This is a genomic window from Endozoicomonas sp. ALB032, from assembly GCF_049310125.1.
Lineage (GTDB): Bacteria > Pseudomonadota > Gammaproteobacteria > Pseudomonadales > Endozoicomonadaceae > Endozoicomonas_A.
The window spans coordinates 5,175,203-5,187,944 of the sequence record NZ_JBLYNW010000001.1 but is presented as its reverse complement, the minus strand read 5'-3'; the positions used below and the strand labels follow the sequence as shown (position 1 = coordinate 5,187,944).

Genomic DNA, 12,742 nt, shown 5'->3' with positions numbered 1-12,742 from the left:
TCATTTTTTTCCTTGTTGTTGAAGGGCTTTAGAGGCTGGTTTCATCCACCATGAAGTGAGACGAATACCAAAGGGTGGAAAAGTGTCAGGAGGTTGCACATGCTGCCAATGAGCGATTCTTATAAAACGCCCCTGCCAATTGGGAATGAAGTAATATTCCCAGAGCAAGAGACGATTCAGAGCCTGCATAGCAGTATAAAGAGCCTCTGCGTTGTTGGCTGACAGCGCATGATCAATTAAGCCATCGACGGCCGGGTTATGAATCCCGGCCAGATTGCGGCTGCCTTCAGTGTCCGCAGACTCCGAGTGAAATAACCCTTTAAGGTCTTCGCCGGGAAGAAAAGGCACCGTCAGGGTTGTTTGAACCATATCAAAATCCCTTTGACGCAGTCTTCGCTGATATTGGCTCAGGTCTATGGCTCGAAAATCCATTTTGATTCCCACGCTGGCGAGGTTGACCGCAAAAGGAAGTATGTAACGATCAGCCAGTTTTGAGTAGTGAAGAAATGTAAAGTGAAAGGGTTCATTCCGGGCGCTTAATAATCGCCCCTGATGATAATGCCAGCCAGCCTCTTTCAGGAGTTTCAGGGCCTGTCTTCGCTGGCTTGTGATATTCCCATCGCCGTTTGTTTTTGGGAGTTCAAAAGGGTGGGAATAGAGCCCCGGTGGCACTATCGACTGAAAAGCTTCAAACAGTTCCAGCTCTTTCTCTGACGGGACCGCAGATGTATTATTCTCATGAGCGCCAAAGAAACCGGTGGTGCGGACATAGGCGTTATGGAAGAGGTTTGTTGAAGACCATTCCCAGTCGAATAACAGGCTGATAGCCTGCCTGACTCTTCGATCCTGAAACAGTGGGGATCTGAGATTAAAGACAAAGAACCTTCTGCCATAATGCATCTTGTCAGGAATGTTCAGTCTGGTCGCTTTACCTTGTTGCATGGCTGGAAAGACATAAGCTGTTTCCCAGTTTTTCGCCTCGCCTTCATAGTGGACATCGGTCTCCCCGTTCTTAAAAGCCTGAAAGCTGACATGACGGTCACGGTAGAAATTCAGAGTAACTTTATCAAAATTATAAAGCCCCTTATTAACGGGAAGATCTTCCCCCCAGTAGTCTGGCACTCGTTCAAAGACGATCGTTGACCCCGGATTGACCCTGGAAATCTTATAAGGACCACTGAGTAAGGGTGGGACCAGTGTGGTTTTTTCAAAATCACGATTCTGCCAGTAATGCTTTGGTAAGACAGGCAGCTCGCTGAGTTTAATTGGGAGCGCTTTAGAAGATGAGGGTTTCAGATAGAAGTGGATAATGTAGTGATCTTCGATTTGGATGCGTTCAACTTGCTCTAGTGTCAGTTTGAAGTTTGGGTGCCCGTGTTCCAGCAGTATTTGATAGGAAAACTCTACATCTTCCGTGGTAATGGGATGCTGGTCATGAAAACGGGCATTTGTTCTCAGCTTGAATGAGAGCTTATGTTTTTCCGTATCATAAGCTACCGCTTCGGCGATTAAACCATAGGCTGTATTTTTATGTTCCATGGAGGGGGCGTAAGGACCAGTGCCCACCATCAGGGGTTCGTTCAGCTCCAGAAAGCCAAACCTGAAAGTATTATTCGCCTGCGAGGGGGCTATTCCTCTGGCACTGTATGGATTCAGAGTATTAAAGGTTCCAAGGGCTGCTAATCGCAGATGACCACCTTTGGGCGCTGCGGGATTGACGTACCGGAAGTGTTTGAAATCTTTCTTATACAGAGGCTTGTCCATGATGGACAGATAATGTTGCCATTGCTCACCCGCAGCTATTGCGTGCATACCCTGCCAATAGAGCAGAAGAGAGAGCGTCAGTCGTTTCAATGATGCTTCCTGGTATTGTTAATCCGAATGAATATAGCATCGACAGGATAGGGGAGTGGTTTATAGAGAAAAATATCAGACCCGTTCAAAACCGGGTCTGAGCATTATGAATTTATCATTCGTAAGCGCGGGTCACATCAACATAGAGAGTCAATTGTTGACCAGGCTGCAGGTATTTGCTGTCAAAGGTATTCCAGGTTCTGATCTGGGCTACGGCGACATTGAACTTGTCAGCGATTCTGGACAGGGAGTCACCATTGCGAACCTTGTAATTGACCCTGCGAACAACACCGTCCTGGGGCGCATTGGTTTTGGTCCACACCACCAGTGTCTGTCCGATCCTGAGATTGTCTCTGGGTGACATACTGTTCCAGCGAGCCAGTTCCTGGACACCGGTATTGTACTTTTTGGCTATGCTCCAGAAGCTGTCTCCGGATTTAACAGAGTGATTCAGTTTGTGTCGTCCGGCACGCTGAGTGTTTTGCTTGGCAATACGGCGCTGCGGCGCTGTCAGGGCATACTCTTCCTTCTCTTTGACAGCGACGGGAATTAAAAGACTTTGACCAACCCGGATCAAGTCTGTTTCCATTTTGTTCGCTTCCTTGATGAGCCCGGGCTTGGTATTAAAAGTATTGGCAATCCTGATCAGGCTATCACCAGACTTCACTGAGTAGCGCTGCCATTGCATACGTTTTTCCGCCGGCAATTGAGCCAGTTCAGTCCGGAAGGATTCGGCTTTGGCAACAGGCACCAGAAGGTGGTGTGGACCAGAAGGAGGGGTGGACCAGCGATTAATCCCGGGATTCAGGCGATATAACTCATTCAGAGTAACGCCAGCCAAATTGGCCGCTTTGGCCATATCCAGCTGGCCACCGGTTTCAACCTTGGCAAAATGAGGTTTGTTAGGAATTGACTTTAGCTTGATACCGTATTTGGCCGGATCACGAACGATCTTGCCCAGGGCGATCAGCTTTGGAACATAGGCAGTGGTTTCTCTTGGCAGGTCAAGATGCCAGAAGCGGGTGGATTTACCCCGCCTTTCGTTCTTGTTGACCGCATTCATGACTCGCCCTGGCCCAGAGTTGAAAGCAGCCAGTGCTAATTCCCAGTCGTCAAACATTTCGTGCAGACTGACCATATAGTCCAGAGCTGCACGGGTGGCCTCAACCACATCACGACGACCGTCATACCACCAGTTCTGCTCCAGTCCGTAATGTTCTCCGGTAGCTGGCATGAATTGCCATAAGCCGGATGCCCCTGCATGGGAATAAGCAAATGGATCGAAGGCACTCTCTACTATGGGCATTAATGCCAGCTCCAGGGGGACGCCACGTTTCTCAGCTTCTATCAGGATGAAATAGAAATAGGGACTGGCGCGATCAGAAACGCGGTCAAAGTAGCCCTGGTTTTTCTTGTACCAGCGTAATTCTGCCAATACCCGGGGATGATTATTATCCAGGTCCATAGCGAGACCCCGACGAGTTCTATCCCACAGGTCGGTCAATGGTTTTTTGGCCAGTTGATCCTTAAGTGTTTTTTTGGCCGTTTTCCCTTTGGCAACTTTTTGCTCAACTTTGACTGGTGGAGTACCTGCCTGCTCTGGAGAATGACTCTGACAGCTTGTTAGAGTCATTATGAGTGTGGCGGCACTCAAGACTCGAATCAGGGGTTTAACTTCAGGTCCGGTATAGCGACCAGACGTTTGCTCTGTAATCAAAGGTTCAGACATAAAAACTATATTTATCTTGAAGGAACACAGGGGTTATCGTCATCAAAAGTGATCCTTCCAATGACGCAATGCTCCAAATACCTCTGAATCGTTTGACAGAGGGGCATTTGGGGCGTGCTCCTTAACAGCAGTAATGACACTATTCTGGTCAGTACGCATGAATGGATTAATGGTAAATTCCAGCTTGAGGCTAGAGGGCAGGCTTGGCCTGTTCTGCTCGCGAAGCCGGATGACTTTGTTGCGATACTCCTTAATAGAGTGGTTGTCGGGTTCAACGGTCTGGGCAAAGGCAAGATTTGCCAGAGTGTATTCGTGTGCACAATATACCCGGGTGTTTTCGGGTAGAGCGCGGAGTTTATTGAATGAGCTCTGCATTTGTTCAGCAGTCCCTTCAAACAGTCGGCCACAGCCGGCTGAAAAGAGGGTGTCGCCACAGAATAGAATGGGATCATCCTGATCAGGATTAGCGAAATAGGCAATATGATCGAGCGTGTGTCCCGGTGTTTTCAAAATACTGAATTCAGTACCGAGCACTGCCAGTGTCTCTGTGCCATCCAGGGTGTGGGTAATGCCGGAAATTGCCGAATTATCAGGGCCATAGACTGGAACGCTACGGTTTTTTGTTAACGTTTCTATGCCGTTTGTATGATCCCAGTGATGATGGGTAATCAAAATGCCCGACAATTCCAGATCAAGTCTATCCAGTGCTTTCTCGACCACGCTAGCGTCACCCGGATCAACGACCAGACTTTGTTGACTGCAATCTTCAGAGAGCAGCCAGATGTAGTTATCTTGAAAAGCCGGGATAGCTTGAATGTGGATCATAGGACATTCTGTCGGATAATGGTCAATAACATTCTAATGCCTGTAATGGACAAAAAACCATTTTTACAAATTTTGCGTGTAAAGTCTGTACTATTTTCTTTACGATTGTCATAGGGGATGACACCGATGCTGGTTGAATCCTGCCGTGCCCGATAAGATGTGTATTTGAGCAGGACAACAATCTGGCTCGAGGTTTTTGCTGATTTCACTGCAGCATACACGGAAAAAGCCTGATGCAATGGTTTAAAAAAACGACCAGACCTGAAATGCCTCAAAAGTTGCAGGCCCTGCAGGGTTGGATGCAATCCGGTGCAGGAGAGTTTGTCCTTGAGACAGAACGCTGTCACATAGAACATGAGTTAAAGTATATCTTTGGTTATCATGCTGTTGAATTATCGGTATCTCCGACTGCGGCTCTGTTGTCAGAGTCCCAGGTAAGTCGAAACTTTCAGTTTCACCCCTTAAACTCTGAGCCGACGTCTTCGTTGTTGCTTGATCCTTATCACTGGCCGATAGCTCCGGGCAGCCTTGACCTGGTCCTGCTGCATCATATGGTAGAAGTGTCTGATCGCCCGCACCGACTTCTCAGCGAAGCGGGGCATACCATCATCCCCGGAGGGAAGATGATGGTAGTAGGTTTTAACCCTCTGAGTCTCTGCAACATCAAGCGTATGATACTTCCGGGTTATCGAAGGTTGTTCAGTGGTGTCCAGTTCATTAGTCCAAGTCGGATGAAGGACTGGTTAACCTTGCTGGGGTTCAGTGTTGAGAAAGTGATTCATGGTGCTTACCTGTTCCCTTCTACCCACTCAGCCATGGGCTTGAAGTCGGAATTGATTGAACAACGCTGTCGTAGTTGGATGCTGCCTTTTGGCAGTTTTTACATCATAGTTGCCACCCGGGAAGTGGCAGGCATGACACCCATCAAGCCTGTCTGGTCCTCCGTGGGGCAATCCCTGGTCGGAAAACCGATTACAGGGTCCAGTCGATTGGGAGATAATCGTTGAGCAAGCTCGTTGAGCTTTTTACAGATGGTGCCTGTAAAGGAAACCCCGGCCCCGGTGGTTGGGGTGTCATTCTGCGTTACGGTACTGCTGAAAAAGGATTGTATGGTGGCGAGAAAGAAACCACCAATAACCGCATGGAATTGATGGCCGCCATTGTCGGATTGGAAACATTAACCCGGGCCTGCGAGGTGCGTGTCACAACCGATTCCCAATATGTACGCAAGGGTATAACAGAGTGGTTGTCCGGCTGGAAACGCAAAGGCTGGAAAACAGCGGCGGGTAAACCTGTAAAAAACCAAGATTTATGGGAACGGCTTGATGCCCAGAATACTCATCATAAGATTGAGTGGTGCTGGGTAAAAGGGCATGCCGGACACCGGGAAAATGAAATGGCGGATGAACTCGCCTGTCGTGGTGCTCAAGAGATTATTGAAGGTAAGAAGCAATGAACCGCCAGATCATAATGGATACGGAAACCACCGGGATAGACCCTTCGCAGGGCCACAGGATTGTCGAAATCGGTTGTGTGGAGATGATTGACCGTAAGCTGACGGGTAATACTTATCATGTCTACATCAATCCTGAGCGGCATATGGATGATGAGGTTATCCAGGTGCATGGTATTACCAACGAATTTGTTCAGGACAAACCACTCTTTGCTGCAGTGGCCAAAGATTTTCTGGATTTTATCAAAGATGCTGAGCTGATTGCGCATAATGCCCCCTTTGATATTAACTTTCTCAACCATGAGCTAAAGTGGCTGGATCCCGCCTTTGGGCAGGTTGAGGACTACAGTAAAATTACCGACTCTCTGGCTATAGCCAGAAAGAAGCACCCTGGTCAGAAAAATAACCTGGATGCACTTTGCAAACGTTATTTTATCGATAACTCGGCTCGTACCTTCCATGGTGCGCTCCTTGACTCTGAGATATTGGCTGAAGTCTACCTTGCCATGACGGGTGGTCAGACTTCTCTGCTTCTGGGAGGAACCGGAGAGGGGACTGATGATGTAACGGTTATCAGACGTCTATCTTTGGACAGACCCGCCTTGAAAATCATCAAACCGACCGATGCTGAATTACAGTTGCATCAGGAAAAACTGGAAAAGATAGGCCAGCAGAATTGGTAATTGCTACCAGTTTGCAATGACCGACTGACCATTAACTCATCATCGAAAGCAGTGACATACATGCACCAATACCAACCTGCAAACGGCTGGACCCCGGAAGGGGGTAATGCTGATCGTTATCTAATTCTGTCTGGTCATGACATCCTGATGAATTCCGAGGGGGAGTTCCTCTGGGAGAAACACCCCTGGATGGATAACCACGAATCAATCAGAACTGGAAATCTGGACGAATATTCGGTGTCGGTTATAAAAACAGACCGAATTCCTGAAGAGGGGAGTGCTGTTAATGCCCGACAATATATGGCGATGCAACCTGAATCAATGGTGGCGTTATACAGTCACGCCGCTCAAATCCTGAGATCCAGAAAAGACCACCAATTCTGTGGCCGCTGTGGTAGTCCATGCATGTCAAGCGAAGGGGATTGGTCAATGGTTTGTTCAGCCTGCGAAATGACTTACTATCCAAGGATATCTCCGTGCATCATAGTTCTTGTTCATAAAGGGGATGAAGTACTGCTTGTTCAACATCAGCGACATTTGCGTGATACAACAATGCATACGGTCATCGCGGGCTTTGTCGAGCCGGGCGAGAGTGCTGAGGAAGCTGTAATAAGAGAGATCAGGGAGGAAGTGGGTCTGGAGGTCGGTGAAATAAAGTACCAACTCAGTCAGAGCTGGCCCTTTCCCCATGCCTTGATGCTGGGCTATCACGCTGAATATAAATCAGGTGAGATTAAGCTTGAAGAGGCAGAGCTGGTGAGTGCCGAATGGTTCCTTAGAGATGATCTGCCGGACATTCCACCGAAATTCACAATATCCAGGATGTTGATAGATATTTAATATTATACAATCATATGTTTTGTTGTGTTTAAAAATTTGGCTCCGTGCAAATTCTACCACTCAAAAAATACGGAACACATGGTCATCAAAACGACTGTCTCTGCCTTTGTGTGACCAGTCAAATGACCTACGGCAGAGCCGGAGGCCATCAGCTGATGTTCTCAAAAACTGGTCGCTGGAGATCACTCAAGCCGCAGGTAAGCAGATGGCCAACCAAGCATTAGTTGGACTTTTCACATTCTCTTTTTCAGGTATCCTTAAGCACTCATATTGAAATGAATTATTGGAGGCTCTCTTGGAGTATCTGGCGGAATACGGCTTATTCCTTGCCAAAGTGGTCACATTTGTTGTGGCACTGCTGATCATCATTGTTGCGGCAGCTGCAATGGGACAAAAATCCAAAAAGATCAGTAAAGGGCATCTTGAAATCAAGAAACTGAATGAACACTATCAGCATCTGAAGGATGATCTTCAGCATGCGACGCTCGACAAGGAAGGGCTGAAGCAGCTGGCAAAGGAAAAAAAGAAAGCCGACAAGGAAAAGAAAAAGGATAAAGAAAAGCAAGTAAAACCACGTCTGTATGTCCTTGATTTTCACGGCGATATGAAAGCTTCTGCAGTCAAGTCTCTTCGTGAAGAGATCACTGCAGTACTGTCTGTTATCACAGACAAGGATGAAGTACTTCTGAAGCTGGAAAGTGCGGGAGGTATGGTACATGCCTATGGTCTTGCAGCTTCCCAGCTACAACGTATTAGGGATCGTGGTATTAATTTCACTATTGCAGTCGATAAAGTGGCTGCCAGTGGCGGTTATATGATGGCCTGTACGGCTAATCAGATTGTTGCTGCGCCTTTTGCCGTGATTGGTTCCATAGGTGTGATGGCTCAGCTGCCCAATATCAATAAATTGCTTAAAAAGCATGATGTTGATATTGAACTGCACACTGCCGGTGAATTTAAACGCACTCTGACGGTTCTTGGCGAAAACACTGAAAAGGGGCGTGATAAGTTCAAGCAGGATATCCAGGACACTCATGAGCTGTTCAAAGAGTTTATCAAGGAGGAACGTGAGCAGGTCAACGTAGAAGAGGTCGCTACCGGTGAAATCTGGTATGGCCGTCAGGCGATTGAGAAAAACCTGATTGATCTGGTCATGACCAGTGATGAGTATATCTATAGCAGGGTAGACTCCTCAGACATTATTCAGGTCACTTATGAAGTGAAGAAAGGAATGGCCAGTAAACTGGGCTTGGCTGCTGAAACGACTCTGGACAATGCCTTCGGAAAAATCTGGGAAAGATTGTCTCAGGGTCGATACTTTTCTTAACTGCTCAAAGTGATATCTGGATAGTTCCCATGCTCTAGCGTGGGAACGAGTTGACTCCCGTCATTCCCGACTTCATTCTCGTCATTCCCGCGAAGGCGGGAATCCACACAGACTCACCACCAGAACCATACTGCCCGATGCCCCCTTGGCCTTGTCATCCCCGAGAAGGCAGAGATCCACCGTTGGCGCTGGATTCCCGCCTTCGCGGGAATGACGACCTCAGAGCATGGGAACGAGTTGTAGTGTTATCTGGATGGGAGAACCCCGTATTGTGCGGTTTTTTTTGTTTTAGTCTCTTCTCAGCTTTTCCGATACCGCTATGGGTGATTCATAGTTAAACACCACCACGTAGGAAGAGATGATCAACGTTAATATGGCAGTTGCCTGGACGACGTGAGCTGCGATCTCTCCCATCAACATCTGCCCCGCTGCCAGTACTGCAATCAGAATAGAAAACTCACTGGTCTGGCCCAATCTGAAACCGACTTCCCATGCCGTTGATTTGTTCTCATTGGCACTCAGTAAGATACCAAATGTGGCAGGTTTCAGAAGCAGACAAATAACGGTCATGATAACCGCAGGCAGCCACACATCTCCGAACAGATTGAGGTTAAAGCTGGCACCGATTGAGAAGAAGAACAGAACCAGAAAAAAATCCCGCAAAGGCTTGAGATTAATGGCTATGTACTGAGAAATCGGGCTGGTAGCAATGCTGACCCCGGCAATAAAGGCACCAATTTCATAGGAAAGATTCAAGGCATGGGCCAGTTCAGCGAAGCCAAGACACCAGCCAATGGCTAAGAGGAACATGTATTCATGAAACCGGTCGAAGCGTGCCATCAATGGCAGCAGAGCATAACGAACAGCCAAAAAAGCCGCAGCTATGATCATAGGAAGTGCGGCGAGAGCCATCAGAACATCCATTTTACTGTTGGCAAATCCACCATCAAAGTTGTACAGCAGCAGGAGAACCAGAATCGCCAGCAGATCCTGCAAAAGCAGCAGACTGACAAGAATTTCGCCTGTATGTTTGTGATGCAGTACCGTGGTTGGCAATAATTTGATACCAATAATGGTACTGGAGAACATCATTGTCGCACCGGTTATGACGGCTTCTTTTTGGCTGAAACCAAATGCCAGTCCCAGTCCATAACCGGTTAGTGCAAATATGATCGAACTGATTAATCCTACCGTAGCTGTTTTCTTGAGCAGATGACCAAGGTGAGCGGGCTGCATATCCAGTCCGAGCAAAAACAGCAGGAATATAATTCCGACGTGGGCAATATCATTTAAAAGCCCGGTATCCGTAACCATTTCCATGCCATAGGGGCCCAGAAAGGCACCCAGTACGATGTAGGCGACCAGGAGAGGTTGACGTGTAAACAGCGCAGCAGTAGCAAGTATTGCAGCACCACTGAAGATAAGGAAGAAAGAGAAGAGCAGGGAACCACTTTCCATTAGACTCGCCAGATAAATGATTGTTTATAAAAGGGCTATTCCAGCCCGCATTTTGCTTGAAGCTAAAAGGCCAAGTATATACCCAAGGCTGTGAGTCCGGTAAACAAGAGAAGGGTAGGGCCGCTGACAGCAGCCCTTAACAAGTTGGATCTGGCTCTTCTAAGATGCCTGTCTTTTTCTGTAGAGAGGTTCAGGATCATCAGTGCTTCCCTGATACCTTAGGGTAAAAGTGTCCAATGCCTTGATAGCATCTTCTGCTTTCTGGTCTTCTCTGAGGTAATAACTTGAAAAGCCACACCGCTGCAACATGAAAATCTGATCGATAAGCACGTCACCCACGGCTCTGATATCTCCTTTGTAATGATAACGGTCCCTGAGGATGCGGCACAGGGAGTAGCCTCTACCATCAATAAACTTGGGAAAATTAATGGTAATCAGGTCGAAGCTGGACAGTATGTCAGCATAATTTTCAACTTCGTCATCACTATCAAGGAACAAGCCGGTTGGTTGCTGCTTTTGTTCAAGCAGTTTCTTATATTGATCGAGTTCCTTAGCTGGAATCAGCAGTGTCCCTGCAAATACCTGATCTGCAGATTCTGAATCCAGAATCCGGTAATCATCCTCAAAAACTTCGCTATTTTTAAGCAGCCTGGGCATACACACGCTCCTTGAAAGGGGTTATGCCAATGCGCTGGCAGGTATCGATAAACAGTTCATCTTCATGACGCTGCTCTATGTAAACACTGAGGATCTTCTCCAGCACGTCAGGAATTTCTTCACGCTTGAATGAAGGTCCAATAATCTTGCCCAGGGCAGCTTCTTTTGAAGCAGAGCCACCGACCTGAACCTGATAATATTCAATGCCTTTTCTGTCGACACCCAGAATACCTATATGACCCACATGGTGATGGGCACAGGCATTCATGCAACCTGAAATGTTCAGGTCCAGCTCACCGACGTCATGCAGATAGTCAATATCGTCGAACTTGCGCTGAATTTCCTCTGCCAGAGGAATAGATCGAGCATTGGCCAGTGCACAGAAATCACCACCCGGGCAGCAGATCACATCGGTTAACAGGCCACGATTGGCCGTCCCCAAGCCAACAGCTGACAATTTTTCCCAAAGTTCAATCAGTGCCGTTTGTTCCACGTCAGCGAATATCAGATTCTGCTCGTGGCTAACTCTGAGCTCTCCCAGGCTGTAATGATCGGCAAGATCAGCAATAACATCCAGCTGTTCTGCAGATACATCACCAGGAGCATCCCCGGTAGCTTTCAAAGTCAGGGTGACGGCACAGTAACCTGGTTTCTTATGGGGAAACACATTCTGTTTCAGCCAGGAATGGAAACCTGTCGGCGCTTTCAAAGCCAGATCATTAAAGTCCTGATCCACCAGTCCCTTGTATTCTGGATCAACAAAGTGCTGGCTGACACGCTTTATCTCAGCTTCAGGCAGAAGGGATGCGGAATCTTTGATCTGCTCCCATTCTGATTCCACTTTCTCTGTGAACACTTCAGGTGTCATGGCTTTTACAAGAATCTTGATGCGCGCCTTGTATTTGTTGTCACGACGGCCATAGCGGTTGTAAACCCTCAGAATGGCATCCAGATAGGTCAATAAATGTTCAGCCTCTATGGACTCTCTGATGACACTGGCGACCATGGGAGTTCGTCCCAGTCCACCACCGGCCAGTATCTTGAATCGCACATTGCCGCTCTCATTTCGAAAGGCATGGACGCCAATGTCATGAACCATGGTAGCTGCACGATCTTCTTCAGAACCACAAACGGCGATTTTGAATTTACGGGGCAAAAAGGCAAATTCCGGGTGGAATGTTGACCATTGACGGATGATTTCAGACCAGGGTCTTGGGTCTACAATTTCATCTCGTGCAATACCGGCAAACTGATCAGTCGTCGTGTTACGAATGCAGGCACCACTGGTCTGCACAGCATGCATCTCAACTTCCGCAAGATCAGCCAGGATATCAGGAACCTGCTCAAGCAGAGGCCAGTTCAACTGTACGTTCTGGCGGGTAGTGAAGTGCACATAGCCCTTATCATATTTGCGCGAAATTTCAGAAAGTCTTCTAACCTGGCGGGTATTCAACATGCCGTACGGGATTGCGATCCGCAGCATGGGAGCAAAACGCTGAATATAGAGGCCATTCTGCAGACGCAGGGGTAAAAACTCGTCCTCTGCGATCTCACCGGCGAGGTAACGTCGAGTCTGCTCTCTGAACTGACTCACTCTTTCGTCGACGATGCGTTGATCGTACTCATCGTATTTATACATGGGAATAATTTTTCTAAATGGGTTGGCGAGCTATCCAGAGGCCTGACTATATCAGGCTTCTGGAAATCTGTTTCAGGCTCGATGCAGATTCCAGCTACGACCGAGAGTAGACAAGATAACAGTATTTTTGTATTTAGTAATAAAAAATTTTTTTATATAACTAGATGAAAACTGCATATCCGAAGAAATCCATGTATTCGGGAGACTGAATAGGTCGCTTTGCTTAAGTGCCACAAACACATTATTCCAGATAAACTTTTCAATCAAGACTTATGGC

The 12,742-nt window shown here is 47.4% G+C and carries 12 protein-coding genes; 6 read left to right on the top strand and 6 right to left on the bottom strand.

Annotated features, from left to right (window positions below; translation table 11 throughout):
* The 3 genes from ACO6VG_RS18945 to gloB all read right to left on the bottom strand — a co-directional run bounded on the left by ACO6VG_RS18945 (position 1) and on the right by gloB (position 4,408).
* Positions 1–1,854, bottom strand: coding sequence for an extracellular solute-binding protein (locus tag ACO6VG_RS18945; protein ID WP_422408896.1), 1,854 nt, complete (start codon positions 1,852–1,854; stop codon positions 1–3).
* A gap of 115 nt (positions 1,855–1,969) precedes the next feature.
* The gene (locus ACO6VG_RS18940) at positions 1,970–3,583 is read right to left on the bottom strand and encodes a LysM peptidoglycan-binding domain-containing protein (RefSeq protein ID WP_422133745.1); all 1,614 of its coding nucleotides are present in this window, start codon (positions 3,581–3,583) and stop codon (positions 1,970–1,972) included.
* A 42-nt stretch (positions 3,584–3,625) separates the two neighbouring features.
* Positions 3,626–4,408, bottom strand: coding sequence for a hydroxyacylglutathione hydrolase (gene gloB, locus ACO6VG_RS18935; RefSeq protein WP_422475128.1), 783 nt, complete (start codon positions 4,406–4,408; stop codon positions 3,626–3,628).
* Between the two features lie 233 nt (positions 4,409–4,641).
* Between gloB and ACO6VG_RS18930 the strand changes: the two genes are divergently transcribed.
* The 6 genes from ACO6VG_RS18930 (at position 4,642) to ACO6VG_RS18905 (ending at position 9,049) form a co-directional block, all read left to right on the top strand.
* Entirely contained in the window at positions 4,642–5,415 is a 774-nt protein-coding gene (locus ACO6VG_RS18930; protein ID WP_422133743.1) for a hypothetical protein, read from the top strand.
* Positions 5,412–5,864: a ribonuclease HI gene (gene rnhA / locus ACO6VG_RS18925; RefSeq protein ID WP_422133742.1), complete on the top strand. Its 453-nt coding sequence runs from the start codon at positions 5,412–5,414 to the stop codon at positions 5,862–5,864. The genes ACO6VG_RS18930 and rnhA overlap by 4 nt, the downstream gene beginning before the upstream one ends.
* Positions 5,861–6,544, top strand: coding sequence for a DNA polymerase III subunit epsilon (gene dnaQ / locus ACO6VG_RS18920; protein WP_422137947.1), 684 nt, complete (start codon positions 5,861–5,863; stop codon positions 6,542–6,544). Before rnhA ends, dnaQ begins: the two co-directional genes overlap by 4 nt.
* Positions 6,545–6,604: 60 nt before the next feature.
* Positions 6,605–7,384, top strand: a complete 780-nt coding sequence (nudC, locus tag ACO6VG_RS18915; RefSeq protein WP_422475126.1) for an NAD(+) diphosphatase — start codon at positions 6,605–6,607, stop codon at positions 7,382–7,384.
* Between the two features lie 295 nt (positions 7,385–7,679).
* On the top strand, positions 7,680–8,711 hold the full coding sequence (sohB, locus tag ACO6VG_RS18910; RefSeq protein ID WP_422475124.1) for a protease SohB: 1,032 nt from the start codon (positions 7,680–7,682) through the stop codon (positions 8,709–8,711).
* A gap of 50 nt (positions 8,712–8,761) precedes the next feature.
* On the top strand, positions 8,762–9,049 hold the full coding sequence (locus ACO6VG_RS18905) for a hypothetical protein (RefSeq protein ID WP_422137944.1): 288 nt from the start codon (positions 8,762–8,764) through the stop codon (positions 9,047–9,049).
* Here ACO6VG_RS18905 and ACO6VG_RS18900 read toward each other — a convergent pair.
* From ACO6VG_RS18900 to ACO6VG_RS18890, 3 genes are all read right to left on the bottom strand, one after another.
* Entirely contained in the window at positions 9,000–10,169 is a 1,170-nt protein-coding gene (locus ACO6VG_RS18900) for a cation:proton antiporter (RefSeq protein ID WP_317141580.1), read from the bottom strand. The two genes, ACO6VG_RS18905 and ACO6VG_RS18900, sit on opposite strands and share 50 nt — an antisense overlap.
* A 159-nt stretch (positions 10,170–10,328) precedes the next feature.
* A complete protein-coding gene (locus ACO6VG_RS18895) occupies positions 10,329–10,826 on the bottom strand; it encodes a DUF934 domain-containing protein (RefSeq protein ID WP_422133736.1) in 498 nt (165 codons plus the stop codon).
* On the bottom strand, positions 10,810–12,465 hold the full coding sequence (locus ACO6VG_RS18890) for a nitrite/sulfite reductase (protein ID WP_422475121.1): 1,656 nt from the start codon (positions 12,463–12,465) through the stop codon (positions 10,810–10,812). The genes ACO6VG_RS18895 and ACO6VG_RS18890 overlap by 17 nt, the downstream gene beginning before the upstream one ends.
* Positions 12,466–12,742: the final 277 nt, after the last annotated feature.